Origin of the sequence: Lacrimispora sp. (assembly GCF_047605665.1) — a bacterium.
Taxonomy (GTDB): Bacteria; Bacillota; Clostridia; order Lachnospirales; family Lachnospiraceae; genus Lacrimispora.
In genome coordinates, this window is record NZ_JASGFH010000001.1 from 1 (window position 1) to 16,515 (window position 16,515).

Consider the following 16,515-nt stretch of genomic DNA (forward strand, 5'->3'; position numbering starts at 1 on the left):
CCAGAGCTTTGATGATCGCGGATACCGCCATCTTAAGCTCCTCTCCCATCGTTTTGATCGACGAAATTGAAAATGCCGGAATTGACCGCAAAAAGGCTCTTGACCTTTTGGTGTCCTCCGACAAGATCGTTTTAATGGCAACTCACGATCCTCTTCTGGCTCTCATGGCTGACAGGCGTATTATCATTAAAAACGGCGGAATCAGCAAGGTGATCGATACCAGCGAGGAAGAAAAAGTCCTGCTGGAGGAACTGGAAAAAATGGATTCCCTCATACAGACAGCACGTCAGGAGCTGCGTAAAGGAAGCGCTTTATCTGCCAGGACCCTGGAAATGGGAATATAACCGCAATATAAATAAGGGTGCTCCTCAAGTCATTTCATGGCTTTGAGAGCACTCTTGTTCTTTGATCATTGATTTTCTTTTCCGGATATTCACGTTTTCAGTATCTTATATATTTCACGGTAATGCTCTGAAAAAATGCTTCCCCTGTTCCAGATAAACGCGAAATCATGGAGCACCTGAAAATCTTCTAATTTGATTTCCATGAGACTTCCTGACTCCAGTTCTTTTTTCACTGCTGCTTCGTAGAGGAAGGTGATTCCGCAGCCCTCTTCTACCAGGGACTTTATGGCATTGATCCCTTCTATTTCAACTGTGTATTTAAAATCTCTTATTTCAAGATTCCTGGCTTCCATGTTTTTTTCAAATATATCCCTTGTTCCGGAACCGCTTTCCCTTATGATGATCCGCTCTGACAGCAAATCCGCCAGTTTTTTCGGTTTGCTTTGAAATACATGATCTCTGCCGCAGACAGGGATATAACGCTCCTGGGAGTAAGGCAGATCATCGTACTTTTTCTTGCTGTAATTCCCCTCTACAACTGCAAAATCAATTTCTCCTGCGTTCAGCTTCTCCAGCAGCTCACTGGTATTGCCCTCCAGCATCCGCACCTCGGTATCCGGGTACAGGCTTAAATACTTCCTGATTCCCCTGGCTATGACAAATTCTCCTATGGTTAAGGTGGCGCCAAAGACCAGACTGTTTTTCTTCTTTCCGGAGTCCCTGATGATCTGCTTTAAGTAAAGGTCGTCATGCTTCATGGTAATGGCCGCCTGATACAGGGTGTTTCCGGCATCGGTTAAGTACATCTTTTTGCCTTCATATTTAAACAGCTTTGCGCCGTAAAAGCTTTCCAGATAATGAATGTGCTGGGATACTGCGGGCTGGGTGATGTTGAGTGCTTCGGAGGCCCTTGTAAAATTCATACATCTGCAAACTTCTAAAAATGTGTCAATTCGAAAGTCTCTCATGTTTTTTGCATTCCTTTTCTGATACGCTTAAGTAATTATTTATATTATACCACAACCCATAATGTTTTCTTATGAAATAATAAATATTTATAATTTCATTTTATTGTCTCCTTGTGATATCTTTATAGACGTTTACAAAGACCTGATTTACATATTCACATAGAAAAAGGAGTGCGCAACTATGAACTTCATCAGAAAAAACGGAGCCGGGCTGGCTCTGTGCCTGCTTATTGCTGTTCCGTCCTGGTTCATGGGCAGCCGGTTTCCCATTGCCGGAGGGCCTGTGATCGCAATTGTCTCCGGCATGATTGTCACCTTTTTTGTGAAAGACAAAAGAAAATTCGAATCAGGCATTCATTTCACTTCAAAAAAGGTCTTGCAGTATGCGGTTATCCTGTTGGGGTTTGGGCTGAATCTCTCTGTCATATTGGAAACAGGAAGGCAGTCTCTCCCGATTATCATGGGCACCGTCACTGCCTCCCTCGCTATCGCTTTCATCCTGCATAAAACCATGCGCATACCGGCAAACATATCCGCTTTAGTTGGGGTAGGTTCCTCCATATGCGGCGGTTCTGCCATCGCTGCCACTGCTCCGGTCATCGGTGCAGACGATGAGGAAATAGCTCAGGCGATTTCGGTGATTTTCTTTTTTAATATCATTGCTGCTGTCTTATTTCCCTCTCTTGGGGCATGGCTGGGATTTTCCTCTTCCTCAGGAGAAGCCTTCGGCATCTTTGCCGGAACTGCAATTAATGATACTTCTTCTGTAACTGCCGCCGCTTCCACCTGGGACAGCATGTACCGCTTAGGCTCTGCAACCCTTGATAAAGCCGTTACGGTTAAGCTGACAAGAACTCTGGCCATCATTCCCATCACTCTTGTGCTGGCATTCGCCCGGACAAAAGGCAAGGGAAATGGTGACGGAAAGAAAGTCAGTATGAGAAATATCTTTCCGTTTTTTATCATTTATTTCATACTGGCGTCTGTTGTCACGACAGCGGCTGCACATTTTGGGGTTCCGGTTTCCGTTTTTCTGCCGTTTAAGGAAATGAGCAAATTTTTAATTGTACTGGCGATGTCAGCCATTGGGTTGAATTCCGATGTGATCAAACTGGTGAAATCAGGAGGAAAACCGCTGATCATGGGGTTTTGCTGCTGGATGGGGATTACGGCGGTGAGCCTTTTGTTACAGCACTTTCTGGGAATCTGGTAACGGAGGGCTTATCCGGTTACGCCCGCTTCCTTTTGCCTTATACAGCTCTATATCTGCCTGATTTAACATATCTTCCAGGGAGTAACCGTTTTCTCCGTCAGGGGAACAGGCGATTCCTATGCTGACTGTGATATTCATCGTGTGCTCCTGGTAAGAAACAGGCATCTTCTCAATATTTTTGCGCAGTTCTTCGGCAGCGGCAAGGGTTCGTTCCATGGAAATATTTCCGAGAAGAACAACGATTTCTTCCCCTCCGTATCGTCCCGCAATATCCTCTTCCCTGCGAAAGCTGTTCTTCACCATAAGTGCCACGGCCCTTAAGACGGCATCGCCTGCGGGATGCCCGTACGTATCATTTACCCGCTTAAAAAAGTCAATATCAATCATCATCATAGCATAGGGAATGTGTTTTGCCTCCCCATTACACAGCATGAGCCTGGCTAAGTCAAAAAACGTCCTCCGGTTATAAATGCACATCAGGGAATCAAAGGAGGCCTGAATGCTCAGCTTCTTTAACAGCTTTTCATTTTCAGTCACATCGTGAAGCAGAAAGCAGATGCCGATGACTACGGCATCCTGCAGGATGGGGGTCTGGGTTGCCCTGTAGCACCGGGTCCCTATATCCGTCCGCAGTCTCATCAGTTCCGTTGGATTTTTAAACCGCTCTATGCCGGGTACGGCATCACCGGGTATCAGGGATTTTAAAACAGGGAACAGCCTTTTGGCAGCTTCGTTTGCATCCAGAAAATTAAAATCCCTATCACAGACGATAAGGGCGTCATCCATCGATTCGATCACTTTGGCACGGGCCAAAGGCACTACGCTGAGCAGGTTGTGGTATCTGACCGAATAAAGCAGCAGAACCATGGAAACGGTGTTGGCGGCCGGGGTCGGGTCATACCGGAATTTGGCCGAAGAAAGCACATAGGGAATGCTGCACAACATGGGAACGAGACATGCCACCAAAAGGAGGCGGCTCTGCTGCCTTTTCAGCCTGCTGCTTTCCTTTGAAAACAAATGCCTGACGATCAGACGGAGAATCAGGAGGAAAATTGCGTAACTGTATACGGTATACATGTGGTACACCGGTCCGGGATATACCCTGCAGTTGGCGATATAGCCATTAGAGATATATTCCATATCTCTGTAAAAAATTTTCAGTACCGGGTATGCCTGCATAGCGAGCATGCTGAGGAAAGGCATAAAGAAAATCAGAAAAAGCCTTACGTTATTAAGCCTCTTCTGCCCGTAAATATCACGCGCGAATAAATAAGATATGGGCAGGAGAAAAGGCAGCCCCATATACTGCAAGCGGACGTTGGAAAAAGCCGTTTCCAGCGTGTTGGAAGTGATTTCCTGCAGATAGCCGAAGTTATACATAAAATTGGTGACAGACAAAAAAATCAGAAAGTAAGCTTTTTCAGCATAGTGCTGCTTGATAGAGTATAATACCAGAAGTATTGAGCACAGCGTTGCCGCGAAGACAAGCAGAGCAAATATGTTCAGATTATACAACATGGCACCTCCTATTTATATACCCCCGCCCATGGTGCTTTGGGCTTCCTTCAAAATTTCTTCAATCATCAATCCTGTGATTCCCGGATCAAACTGATTCCCCGAATTCTTTTCAATCTCAGAAACCGCCTCCTGGGTGCTTAAAGCCTTTCTGTATACACGTTCATTGGTCATTGCGTCAAAAGCGTCAATGACAGATATGATCCGGGAGGCGAAAGGAATTTTTTCTCCCTTCAATCCATTTGGGTATCCTTTTCCATCCCACCGTTCATGATGGGCAAGGATTAAATTCGATGCAGAGGAAATCTCAGGTATGGTCTGGGCAATGCGGTAACCGATTTCCGGATGCTTTTTCATCTCCTCCCATTCCATATCCGTTAAGGGGCCTGGCTTATGTAAAATATTGGGGCTGATGCTCACCTTTCCGATGTCGTGGATGAGCGCCAGCAAAGTCAGTTCATCAATCTCTTTTGGCGACAGTTGAAGCTTTCGGCCAATGGAATAACAGAGTTTTTCCATCCTCTTTGAATGCTTCTCTACTTCCGCGTTCTTTTCACAAAGTGTGGCAAACAGCGTATGGATAACGGTATCCCTGCGGCTTCTCTCATCAGAAAGGCCCTGATGAGGAGTGCTGCATGCAATGGATTCCTCCGCCACCTCCCTGAGGGTGAGCTTAAAATGCGTGTCATCCGAAGGAATGACCGTAATCTTCATATACCGCTGAAATACTTCGATCCACTGTGTTGATTCATGTACCTTTCCTGAACGTATAATGTTTGCGCAATCAGCAGGATGGTAAAACAGTTCTAAATGTCCGATACCCAGAGGAAGGTTGTTTGCAGTCATTTATATCATCCTTTCTATAAAGGCTAAGTTATTATGAGCGCTATCCTTTTATCTAAGCTGAAACTGACCCACAAGGTTTTTAAGGATTTGTGCCTGTCCGCTTAACTCCTCGCTGGCCCCGGCACTTTCTTCGGCGGTTGCGGAGTTGGTCTGGACAACGGCGGAGACGCCTTCAATCCCTGTTGTAATCTGAGCGATGGCCTGAGACTGTTCCTCAGAGGCCCTGGCAATCTGCTGAATCTTTTCATCCATGATTTCTGCATTTTTTACAACAGTTTTTAATGACTGGGCTGTTTCAGACGCATGATCCGTGCCGGTTGCAACAGCACTGACTGCGCTGTTAATTAATTCTGTCGTACTCTTTGCCGCTTCGGCGCACCTTGCGGCCAGGCTGCGCACCTCGTCGGCGACTACGGCAAATCCTTTTCCTGCCTCGCCTGCACGGGCTGCTTCCACGGCTGCATTTAAAGCAAGTATATTGGTCTGAAATGCGATATCGTCGATGGTCTTGATAATCTTACCGATTTCACTGGAAGAGCTCTTAATTTCCTCCATCGCACCAATCAATGCATCCATGTGCCGGCTGCTTTCCATAACGCCTGTACCGGCCTGGTTTGAGAGCTGGCCTGCGTCAGATGCGTTTTCCGCATTTTCTTTAATGCGCTGTGATACCTCCAGGATCGCGGCTGACAGCTCTTCTATGGAGCTGGCCTGTTCCGTGGCGCCTTGGCTGAGAACCTGGGCCCCGTTGGATACCTGCTCAGAGCCTGCCGATACCTGGTCTGAAACCACGTTGATTTCATTGAGGGTTCTGCTTAAATTTTGGCTGATACCGCCCATGGCAAGTAAAATATTTTGAAACTCACCGATGTATTTTTCTTCGTGGCTGGTTAAAAGGCGGAAGTTCCCTTCAGACATCTCTCCCAGCAGATAACCCACATCGGAAATGATGGTTTTAAGCCTGTCCGACATTTCTGCAAATGCTTTGGAAAGCATTCCGATCTCATCCTCTGACCTTATATCAACGTGAATATCCAGCTCACCCCTTACAACTTTTTCTGCTGCGGCCACAACACCGTTGATGGGGCTTAACATCTTCCTTAACAGCAGGACGGTGATGGAAATAATGACTGCCAATGCGCAAACTGCCATGATAACCATGAATATACAAAGATTTCGTACAGCTTTATTTAAATCGGATTTTTCAAGAGCCGTGGAAGACCACCAGATTTCTTCTCCGGCTTGAATCGGATAATAGTATTCCACTAATTCCGTCCCCTCATAGGCAGCCTCTATTTTAAAGGCAGAGCCTGCCTTTGCCTTTTCACTGATCTGGTTATAGATCTCACTGCCAACCAGGTCACTGAGGTTTTGGCCGGTAAATTCCGGAGACTCACTGTCGTAAACAATGGTGCCATCCTGGGTCAGGATATCCGTAAACATGGTCGGATATTTCTCATCCGAAGACTTTGTCTTTGCAAAGTTTTCTACGGCAATATCGACGACGATCACGCCTTGTGTTTTGCCTCCTGAAACAATTGGAAATGATGCGGTCACCATTGTGACCCCGCTTTCCGCATATGGATTCGTGAAATTCTTCTTTTGGGAGGAAGCCGCCACGGAATACCATTCCATTCCTCCATACTCTTCATAAGGGACATCGGTTTCAGCGGTCTGATTCATTGCGCCTTCCTCATTGACATAGAGGGAGTAATCCTTTACCGATTCGTCATAGGCGTACGGCTCAAAATACGCCCCAATGCCGATGATATCCGGATTGTTTTTGACGGTTGTCCAGGCATTATGTAAAATATAATTTTCAACCTCATAGTTCAGTTCCATGAGCTCTGTCTCATAAACAGCACTCTTTTTTGTGGGAAAAGGCACCTTATTTCCCTGTGAATCTACGGCCTGTGAGACCAGCATTTCATCATATTCCGCATAGCTCTCTTCCAGATAATCCTGAAAGCCCTGAGCCACATTCGCGGCATCGTCAATAATTCCCTGCACGATGATCCCATTCTGTTCGGCAATACCTGAAAACTCGCTGTCAATGGTTTCCCCCATCTCTTTTCTGACGAACAGAACCGTTGCACTGATCAGTACGATCAGCGAAACGCTCAAGACACCTGCCATCACCAGAGATGTTTTGGCCGCCAGCTTCATTTTTCTTAAGTTCATAATCATACTCTCCTATCCCCTGTATTCAATATTTTCCCAAAACCGATACCGCTTCGGTCACAGGTCCGTCGAAATGAAAAGGAGGGAGGGAGTTCAGCTTAAACTTTTCCACTTCTTTCCGCAGTGTGGCTGCCTGTGCCGACATCTCTTCGCTTGTGGCAGAATTTTCCTCGGCAGTTGCCGCATTGGTCTGGACAACGGCAGAAACCTGCTCCAGGCCCTGCTTGATCTGCTCGATTGCATCGGCCTGTTCAGAAGATGCCCTTCTGATGGTGCCCATGATGACCCCGATCTGATTGGCGTCAGCCTCCATTTCCTGGAGAACGTGTGCTGTGTCCTCTGTTATTTTCGTGCCGTCCGATACGGTACTGACCGTATTCTGTATGAGAGTCCCTGTCTGCTGGGCGGCTTCTGCAGATTTTACAGCAAGATTGCGGACCTCGTCAGCCACAACGGCAAACCCTTTTCCGGCTTCTCCTGCCCTGGCGGCTTCGATGGCAGCATTCAGGGAAAGGATGTTGGTCTGGAATGCGATGTCTTCAATCACTTTTGTGATGCTGGCAATCTGTTTTGATGCAGAAGCGATGTTTGACATGGCCCTGGTGAGCTGTTCCATGTGTTCATTGCTGTTTGAAATCGCTTCCCCTGCCTGCTTCACGTAACGGACGGCGGTTGTGACGCTTTCTGAATTTTTTGCAGCCTGTTCTGCAACCTGCATGATGGACGCACTCAGCTCCTCCACAGAGGAGGCCTGTTCCGTGGAACCAGCTGCCAGCTCCTGGGCTCCGCCGGAAACCTGATCGGCACCGATGCTGACCTGTCCGGCTGCGGCATTGATGGTGTGCATGGTGCCGTTTATGGATGAAGCAGTATTGATGATCGCCTCTTTTAAAACCGTGTAATCACCTGGGTAGTCTAAATCTACCCTGATCCGGAGGTCCCCCTGTGCGATCAGGGTGATTTTCTCTATGACATCACGAATAACGGCCATCAGCATGCTGTTGCCGTTTCGGATGAATTCAGCCATCTGGCCCATTTCATCCCTGCTTTTATACGTTATCTGCGTATTTAAATTTCCTTTGGACATTTCACGGTAAGCATCTACGATCTCATTGATGGGGAGCAGGATTGATTTTCTGATTTGAAGGACCACCAGGACCGTGAGCAATAAGGAGATTACACCGAAAGCGACCAGCAAAATCCACGCAAGCCGCTGGGCAGCTTCAGCTTCCTGACTCTGGTGCACAGCACGTTCCCGGGCGACTGTGGACAGCTTAAACAGGATTTCCATTGCCTCTTCAATTCTCGGCTCATACTTATCCTTAAAAGAGGCCAGCGCTTCTCCAAGACTCGCATCCGAGTGTTCCAAAACAAGGGCGGAGATTTTCTCCCGTTCCTGGGCAGCCTCTGTCAAAATCGTGCGGACCGTTTCAATATCTGCATCCAGGTCATGATTGCGCTGGTTGCTTTCATATGCATCCAGGGAAGCAATGACCGCTTTCCCGTGAGCGCCGGCCGCATCCAGGCTGGTTTTGGAAGATGCAATGTCCTCCTCCACCACTGCATCCAGCAGATAATGAAGAATTCCCTGCATATTCACCTGCATGCTCCTGACGTGCTCTGCATTCGGCACCGTGTACTTTCCGTACAGCGCCACCTGTTTATTGATGTTATTGATGCAAAACAGAGCTAAAAGAGACGCAGACATCATCAAAGCGAGTACAATTCCAAATCCGACACCTAACTTTTTTGTAACAGTAAGATTTTTAAAAATGCTGTTTTTTGTTTGATTTGAGTTTAAATTTGAATTTAACATATCATTTGTCCTTTCTCTATTGGTATATTTTTTGCTTATTTCCCACGATCAATCAGTACCAGGTCCATAAACTCGGAAGCCGTAATCTTAACCGGCATCCTTTTTTCTTTGCAGAAAATCAGATAATCGCCGTCTGTCTTCACGCTTTGAAACAGTTTCTCATCGCGAAGCTCACCAAAGCGTGCAGTATTCAGCCTGGGGCGAAAATCAAACTGAATAATGGAACCTGTCTCCATGATCACTTCCAACTGGTAATCCGGTAAGGCCTTCACACTTTTAAAGTACCGGTCCCTCTTCTTTTTTTCAGGATTTAAGCTGTCTTTGTTTTCAAGCCGGGTTTTCATATTCTTCACCTCCGAAATCAGCTAAGAGAGTATGCCATAAAAAATAATCTGCTATATAAAACATACAGCAGATTATTTTTTATGGCATACTCCTTTTTTGACTATTTTGTCAAAAATCTCTTGCAGCCAGATCGGTTCTTGAATGAATATCCAGCTTGCTGTACACATTTCTGAGGATTGTTTTTACAGTTGTCGGAGAAATATATAACTTCTCAGCAATCTCCTTTGCGGTCAGCCGTTCCCTGGCCAGTTGGGCAACCTCTCTCTCCCTCGATGTCAGCGGGGATTTTTCCTGTAAAATGGCCTTTCTTATAACGGATACCCCCTTTTGCTGCCTGCTGCAAAGAAGCTTTAAGGCAGCCATTCCCCTGCCCCAGTCCACATGATCTTCTGTTTCATTTTCCATGTCAAAATGGCGCACCACCAGCTCAGACAGGCACTCTTCCATGCTTAAAAACTGGGCAAAGGGCAGGTAAATCTGGTCCGGCAGCGCCAGATCAAGGGCTTCTTTCAGACACTTCTGAGCCCCCAGATAGTCCCCGCTGTTGCGCTTTGCCATAGAGAAAAATATGAGGCTGTATACATCATACATGATATACTTTATTCTCCCATTGTAGTCTCTCCTCTTATCCATAACCATATGGCAAATCCCATAAAATTCATTGTACTTTTTATCCATGAGCAGAAGGCTTATGTAAATCAACTGGGCGAATGGGATGATCGGTACATGCAATACTTTTTTTATGCGCTCCATATCGTAAAGCCAGGGGGCCACGTAATCTTTAACGCCTAATATAACACTGATGACCGACATACAGTATTCAATCATATTCAAGATATACAAGTTCGAGTTTTCTTTCCCATAGTTCTGGAGATTGGTTAAGGACTCTGTGTAACCTCGCACATCCCCGCGAAGAATGGCAATCCGGACGCGTATGAGCTCTGCACAGATGCACATGCCGGTCTGTTTATTGCTGCGGGCCTCATAAAGGGCTTTATAGCATAAAATTTCAGCCTCATTATCATCTCCGCACATGAGCATGGCCTCCGCATACATGATGCTGTTATATCCGGCTCCATTTCCCTGTGTGAACTTACAATATAATTGGGCCCCTCTGTCTACCTGCCGCAGCGTATCTCTTAATGTGCCGGATTCCCTCCAAAACATATTTAATACAGAGGTTGCTGCAAACAGCCAGGGGGTATCAGGTTTGATCATGTTGGAATGGCTGTTTAAATATTGAAGTGTTTTCTCATGGCCTTCTATCATCTTGGGAACGTGGTTGAAATTTCCCAAAGTCTCTAAAATGGCATGTTCTCCTTTTATTCGCCGTAATTCCTCCAAACTGAACCTTGTCTCATCCTCAACCGCCCGGTAAAGCAGACCGCTGAGCCTTTCATATATCTGGATATCTCCCTGGAGCAGGGCATAATAGCCGAAAGCCAGTATGGCAAAGGGATACTTAATCCAGGTTTCTTCCGGACATCCCTGAACTATTTTCACAATAAATTCAGGCTGGTATTTTGCTTCCTGTATGTCCATGCATTCAACGGTAAAGGGCAGTGACAGGATCGCATCAAAGTCTCTGATTTTATAATAAAATATGGCAGCCAGGTAATTCTGTGAGATAGCAGCATAGGAGGCACCAGCTCTGCAGTACACTTGCTTTTGATATGCCTCCGGATAGAAATGATAAAAGCGGTTTTTCAGATAATTTTGCAGGATGCTGTGGATGCTGTAGAGGTGTTTATCGTGAAAATAGCGTATAAAATCATGATTTTTAAGAAGCTCTTCAATCTTGTGAGGGATGAAATCCTGTCCCAGCATAATCGCTGCCTGATGTGCTGTAAAGCTGTCTAAAACCGATACGGAAAGCAGAAAGTCCTGTTCCTCCGGATCGAGTTTGTTCCAGATGGAGGTCTCCACCAACTGTTCAATACTCGCATTAAAACTGAATGAACCTGTTTCTATCAAATTAATTGCCTGAAGCCGAATTGCCGATATCCATCCTTCCGTATTCTCATATATCCTGTCTAATTCCTCCCGATTTAACTGAATCCCTTCCATGCGCAGTACAATATCAGTACTCTCTTTGTCAAAGAAAAAATAAGGGGCATCAATCAAAAGAGCATCACTGTTATAGAGCGATATTTTCTGTTCAATTTTCATCTGCTGCGTGATGAGGATTATATGCAGATTGGGATTTTCATGCATAAAAAAAGCGATACCCACCTTGTGAGGAAGCTCACAGTCAAAAAACTGAAAATTATCCACTACAAAGTAGGTTTCTGACTGACAGAAAATATCTTTTAAATACGAAGCCATATAAAACAGTGTATCCCTGGTCGGCAGCTTTAAATTTTTAAGGTCTTCAGCCACCTTTTCATCAACCTTTGCAAATACCTCACAAAAACCCTGCCATGAAACAGAGACAGGGCCTCCCAGACACGTATACCAATACTCACAGGCACCCTCAGGAAGATTGCCTTTTAAGTACTCCCTGACGGCTGTTGTTTTTCCAAATCCCGACGGGGCCTCCACAATGGTCAATGGATAGTCCTGTATCCGGCCAAGCTGTTTTATGAGTCTGGCCGGGAAATAATACTTTTTCTGGCGATTGGATCTTTTGCGCATCTCGCTTTCTCCATTCTTCATCTGCTGTATGGTATTTCTCACTGGGGTGTTCATATTTGCCCAAAATTCCAGGGGACTCACTTTTATGCCAACCGATACAGTTATTTTTACGTTCTTTCGTTGTAAAATTGTAACATAATAACCTCTTTTGTATCATTATATACTACAATGCATTAAAAAAGCAAGACAAATTAAGATATTAAAATAGAGCCTCTTCACCAGAGGCTCCCGCTCATCTTACACCTGTTCCTTTTTGGTGTGCCGGATCATGACTTCGATCATCTCATTGATCATGTCAACCTGTTCCGGCTCTAAATGCTTGAGCTGCTTTCCCAATTGCTGGACGCTGTCAGGAATGACAGGATTGTCCAAAAGATCTCCCAGCAGATAATCTGCGGAAGTTCCAAGTACATTGCATATTTTCAGAAAAAGATGGAAGCTTGGCAAGCCGCTTCCGCTTTCAATCCTGCGAATATGCACCGCATTCACACCGCACTGTTCTGACAATTGTTCAGAGGTCATACCTTTGTCTTTCCGTAACTGGTTGATTCTTCTTCCTAATGTCTTTTTCATTCTATTCTTACCCCGTCTTTGTAACTTAGAATTTTTATTTGTGCATTAATAGTTTACAAAAATTACATTTCAATAAATAGTGTTTACTATATTACAAAAATACATAAAAGGATACACCTCATCCTTTTTTTGAAACAAGCATCTGCCTGATCAGACGGTTCTCTCCATAATAAATGAGGAAAGACCGGCTTAATAAGCCGGTCTTTCCTCATTTATTATCTCTAATATTGATACCAGATATTCACTTTCAGCGACGAATATGGATAAGGTTCTTTCCCCTGTTCCCTGATGCTCTTTTCCAGATAGTCCCGCAGCTTCCACACATCAGTCGGATCGTGTCCGGGAGTAGAAAGCTCAAATGCAGCAGAAAGCTCCTCCGCTGTAAATCCTAAATCCGCCCGTATGGTTTCCAGGGAAAGGCCGGATATCTGATGGTTCTTATGCAGCTCAAAACTCGTCTGCTTTCGTTGGTGCGCATTTAAGCTCATGCACCTCCTTTTAAAGCTTTAATAACCTGGCTGCATTGATATAAGCGATTTTTTCCTTATCCTCCTGGGATATATCTGCACTTTCTAAGTATTCCCTGGCATTTTCAGGCCTTAAGTAAGGATAATCCCCGGCCCATAAGATGCGGTCTGCTCCCAGTTCAGACAGACAGAGGCGAAACGGAGCGTTATAGAGCATTCCGCTTGGTGTGACATAGACGTGCTCCCTGTAATACTTTGAGAATTCCTGTTTCAGCCCGGTCAGACCAGGGGGAAGCTGTCTGTCAAGGCGCTCCAGGAAATACGGTACAAGCTCTCCCCAATGACCGGAAATGATGGTGAGGTCAGGAAGCTTATCAAAAATACCGGAGAGAATCATACGGATCACATGGATTCCGCTGTCCACATGCCATCCAAAACCCTGATTCGCCAGAATAGAGGCCACAGAATCAGACCAGCTTCCGCTGTAATAATAACCGGCTACCTGCTCATTAATTTCACCGGGGTGAAAATAAACGGGAACATCAAGCTCTGCGGCTTTTTCAAAAATGGGGAAGAACTCCTCATCATCAAAAAAACGGCCGTTGTAAGTTCCGTTGAGGATGGCACCTTTAAAACCCAGTTCCTTTACCGCTCTGTCAAGCTCCTCTGCCGCCGCCTTCGGATCGGCAACCGGAAGGCTGGCCATGCCGTAAAACCGTTCCGGGTTCTTTGCAATGTGGGCTGCCAGCTCATCATTGGCCTGTCTGCATAGAGGTATGGCGTGTACGGCGGGAAGCTCCATGGGATTATTGTTTCCGTATCCGATAACCTGAATGTCCACACCGCTTCTGTCCATATAAGACAGTCTCTTTTCCCCTACTTCCAGCAGGCTGTTGTCTTTTTCTATATAATTTGCCACGAACGCAGCCCTTATCCGTGCCGCAGGACTCGCATGTTCTGAGAAGATTTTTGTATACTCTTCGTTTACGGCTGCTGACATAAAATGTTCTTCCAATGCGATCACCTTCATGATAATTTCTCCTTTTCCACATTTTTAAAGTAAAATTCTTTTCCCTTTTCCGTCAGCAGCATAAATAAAATCCCCCATGCCGATTGCCTGAAATTTGAAATGGGAACGCCCATTTGCCGCTGGGATTCTTCCCTCTGGTGCCAGTAAATTTTCATAAAATGAAGCGTATTTCCTGTTTCCGCATACTGCTCCCGAAATTCTTCCGGCTGTACCAGGCCCGCCTCATTCAGTTTTTTAAGAGAATCCTCCCATAAAACCGTATTGTCCATGAAAACCCTGCGCTGGATTTCCCGGATTTGTCCGCTCATCCGGGACATCTTTGTATAGTTGCTGAAATAGAATAAATTCTCTTCCTCCAACTGTTCAAAGAACTTCAGGAGGTCATCCAGTTCTTCCAATGTGGTGCAGACAGAATGAGGGGAATACCGGCTGGAAAAATCCATGACCACTGCCTCCAGCAAGTCCTCTTTCTTCTTAAAATGATACGTTAAGTTTCCCACACTGATTGAAAGCTCTGCCGCCACATCACGCATGCTGACATTGTCATATCCATTTTCTATAAACAGCTTTCGGGCAGCGGTTATGATCGCCTCATACGTTGTCTTTTTTGTCTCTTTGCTCATGTGGCTTCTCCTTTATCGCGGTGAGTGGGGCTTTCCTGCTGGCATGTCTTACGGGGATGCCGGTTAGGCAGGACTTGTTTTATGTGTTTATTTTAGCACACTTGTACTAAATATAGAATAGTACAAGTGTGCTAAAATGTCAACAGGGAGTTTTACCATGCGCAGTCTTCCTGTAAATTTTATATTCAAGTTCAAAATGGCAATGGAAAATTTAACGGTCTTCTCTTTTTCACAATTCTCTTTTACATAATTCTTCCTTAATCAGTGATTCAGAAATTCTCATTGCCTTAATAATTGGCTCAAACCGCCTGTACTGTGCACTTTCCTTTTCGTATTTGCTCTGGGCTTTTTCTGTTTTACTGATAATGGAAATTACAGGAGGCAATGCTTTTGACAGCTCTTCCCCGGTATACGTCTTGATAGAACCGTCATTTGATATCACTGCCTGGGATATATAGAGCGCTTTTATCCTGTTTTTCAGCAGAGAATGCTGGGATGTTCCGGCTGCAAATTTGAGCTGCGCCTTTTCACAGTTGCTGATGGTGGAAGATATTATTTTCAATGCATCTGATTCTTCTTTACCGTGATTAATCATGAGGTCCTCCTTATCAGGCTCCGGTTCACGCTTGCCGTCAGCCGTTGTATATGGTTTTGCCGAATTCATACGCTCTGGTCAAATGGTTTGTCTTATGGATCTGGGCCTTGCCGTTGGTATCGCCGCATCCGCCTGCCAGCACCATGCCCTTATCGTGAAAGCCAATATAGTTTACCAGTGCAAATTCATAATAAGAAACCGCCTGCCCAAAGGTCCAGAAGAAATCGTCTGCTGCTGTCATAAGCAGCGCACAGTCTTTGATCGGATACCTCTCGTAGCGGCCTAAAGGCGGATTGGGGTCCTCCTCTGCAATGCAGTAAAAACGCTCGATAAAAGCCTTGATCCGGGAAGAAATTGTCCAGAAATAGACAGGAGATGCAAATACGATCAGATCGGCAGCCTTTATTTTAGGAACCAGATCATTAAAACCATCTTTTTGGATACAGGGCTTGCCAAAGCGGCAGGCATTGCATCCGAGGCAGCCCTTTACTTCTGTTTTCAGCAGAGACACAAGCTCAATCTGATGGCCGGCTTCCTGTACTCCTTTTATAAATGCGTTTACAAGCTGTGCTGTATTTCCTTTCGGGCGTCCGCCGCCCTGAACGACTAAGATATTTTTCATGTTCTCACCTTCAAAAATTTTCACTTTTTAATTTTCTATGGAAAGCATGGCAGCCTTTAAAGCGTGAATTTGAGTTGTATCAAATACAGGCAAATCCGTATCCTTTTGCTGGATTAACAGACCGATTTCCGTACATCCCAAAATCACTCCCTGGGCGCCTTGTTTCGCCAGTCCGTCAATAATCCGGCGGTATTTTTCCTTTGATGCTTCTGAAATAATTCCCAGGCATAATTCATGGTAAATAACATCGTTTATTATCTCAATTTCCTGTTCGCCCGGAACAAGGACCGTAATCCCTGCATTTATCAGTTTTTCCTTGTAGAAATCCTGTGTCATCGTATACTTTGTTCCCAGAAGTGCAACTTTTGTAATATTGCGGCCCTTCAATTCCTCTGCCGTTGCTTCAGCAATGTGAATAATAGGGATGTTAATCCTGCTTTGAATCTGAGGGGATACCTTATGCATGGTATTAGTACAGATCACAATAAAATCCGCACCGGCTTTTTCAAGATTTTCTGCTGCTTCGGACAGAATATCAGCACTCTTTTCCCAGTCACCTTCTGCCTGGCATTTCTCAATTTCAGCGAAATCCACACTGTAAAGCAGTACTTTCGCGGAATGCAATCCGCCCAGCTTTTGTTTTACTATTTCATTTACGGTTTGATAATATGTAACCGTGCTTTCCCAGCTCATTCCGCCGAGCAATCCAATTGTTTTCAAATTATTTCCTCCTGTCAATTAGG

Annotated in this window: 15 protein-coding genes and 1 pseudogene; 2 read left to right on the forward strand and 14 right to left on the reverse strand. The window is 45.3% G+C overall.

Annotated elements, in window-relative coordinates:
* Positions 1 to 344: pseudogene (locus QM657_RS00005) on the forward strand (ABC transporter ATP-binding protein); the annotation flags it as partial.
* 89 nt (positions 345 to 433) lie between these two features.
* On the opposite strand, the gene QM657_RS00010 reads toward QM657_RS00005, so the two are convergent.
* Entirely contained in the window at positions 434 to 1,312 is an 879-nt protein-coding gene (locus tag QM657_RS00010; protein WP_415064473.1) for a LysR family transcriptional regulator, read from the reverse strand.
* Positions 1,313 to 1,493: 181 nt separating this feature from the next.
* Between QM657_RS00010 and QM657_RS00015 the strand changes: the two genes are divergently transcribed.
* Positions 1,494 to 2,525, forward strand: a complete 1,032-nt coding sequence (locus QM657_RS00015) for a YeiH family protein (protein ID WP_415064474.1) — start codon at positions 1,494 to 1,496, stop codon at positions 2,523 to 2,525.
* Here the strand turns inward: QM657_RS00015 and QM657_RS00020 are convergent.
* From QM657_RS00020 to QM657_RS00080, 13 genes are all read right to left on the reverse strand, one after another.
* Complete coding sequence (locus QM657_RS00020; protein WP_415064475.1) at positions 2,499 to 4,043, reverse strand: diguanylate cyclase; 1,545 nt, start codon at positions 4,041 to 4,043, stop codon at positions 2,499 to 2,501. The genes QM657_RS00015 and QM657_RS00020 overlap by 27 nt on opposite strands.
* A gap of 12 nt (positions 4,044 to 4,055) precedes the next feature.
* On the reverse strand, positions 4,056 to 4,886 hold the full coding sequence (locus QM657_RS00025; protein WP_415064476.1) for an HD-GYP domain-containing protein: 831 nt from the start codon (positions 4,884 to 4,886) through the stop codon (positions 4,056 to 4,058).
* Between the two features lie 48 nt (positions 4,887 to 4,934).
* On the reverse strand, positions 4,935 to 7,067 hold the full coding sequence (locus tag QM657_RS00030; protein WP_415064477.1) for a methyl-accepting chemotaxis protein: 2,133 nt from the start codon (positions 7,065 to 7,067) through the stop codon (positions 4,935 to 4,937).
* A gap of 25 nt (positions 7,068 to 7,092) precedes the next feature.
* On the reverse strand, positions 7,093 to 8,883 hold the full coding sequence (locus tag QM657_RS00035) for a methyl-accepting chemotaxis protein (protein WP_415064478.1): 1,791 nt from the start codon (positions 8,881 to 8,883) through the stop codon (positions 7,093 to 7,095).
* A 35-nt stretch (positions 8,884 to 8,918) separates the two neighbouring features.
* Positions 8,919 to 9,227: a hypothetical protein gene (locus tag QM657_RS00040; protein ID WP_415064479.1), complete on the reverse strand. Its 309-nt coding sequence runs from the start codon at positions 9,225 to 9,227 to the stop codon at positions 8,919 to 8,921.
* A 109-nt stretch (positions 9,228 to 9,336) separates the two neighbouring features.
* Entirely contained in the window at positions 9,337 to 11,883 is a 2,547-nt protein-coding gene (locus QM657_RS00045; protein ID WP_415064480.1) for a LuxR C-terminal-related transcriptional regulator, read from the reverse strand.
* A gap of 216 nt (positions 11,884 to 12,099) precedes the next feature.
* Positions 12,100 to 12,435, reverse strand: a complete 336-nt coding sequence (locus QM657_RS00050; protein ID WP_415064481.1) for a helix-turn-helix domain-containing protein — start codon at positions 12,433 to 12,435, stop codon at positions 12,100 to 12,102.
* Between the two features lie 221 nt (positions 12,436 to 12,656).
* Positions 12,657 to 12,923 carry a DUF2316 family protein gene (locus tag QM657_RS00055; RefSeq protein ID WP_415064482.1) on the reverse strand — a complete coding sequence of 89 codons (267 nt, stop codon included), beginning with the start codon at positions 12,921 to 12,923 and terminating at the stop codon, positions 12,657 to 12,659.
* A gap of 10 nt (positions 12,924 to 12,933) precedes the next feature.
* A complete protein-coding gene (locus tag QM657_RS00060; protein ID WP_415064483.1) occupies positions 12,934 to 13,932 on the reverse strand; it encodes an amidohydrolase family protein in 999 nt (332 codons plus the stop codon).
* Positions 13,929 to 14,555, reverse strand: a complete 627-nt coding sequence (locus QM657_RS00065; RefSeq protein WP_415064484.1) for a TetR/AcrR family transcriptional regulator — start codon at positions 14,553 to 14,555, stop codon at positions 13,929 to 13,931. The genes QM657_RS00060 and QM657_RS00065 overlap by 4 nt, the downstream gene beginning before the upstream one ends.
* 229 nt (positions 14,556 to 14,784) lie before the next feature.
* Entirely contained in the window at positions 14,785 to 15,150 is a 366-nt protein-coding gene (locus QM657_RS00070) for a hypothetical protein (protein WP_415064485.1), read from the reverse strand.
* Positions 15,151 to 15,187: 37 nt separating this feature from the next.
* Entirely contained in the window at positions 15,188 to 15,772 is a 585-nt protein-coding gene (locus QM657_RS00075; RefSeq protein WP_415064486.1) for a flavodoxin family protein, read from the reverse strand.
* Positions 15,773 to 15,799: 27 nt separating this feature from the next.
* Positions 15,800 to 16,492: an aspartate/glutamate racemase family protein gene (locus tag QM657_RS00080; RefSeq protein WP_415064487.1), complete on the reverse strand. Its 693-nt coding sequence runs from the start codon at positions 16,490 to 16,492 to the stop codon at positions 15,800 to 15,802.
* Between the last annotated feature and the right edge of the window lie 23 nt (positions 16,493 to 16,515).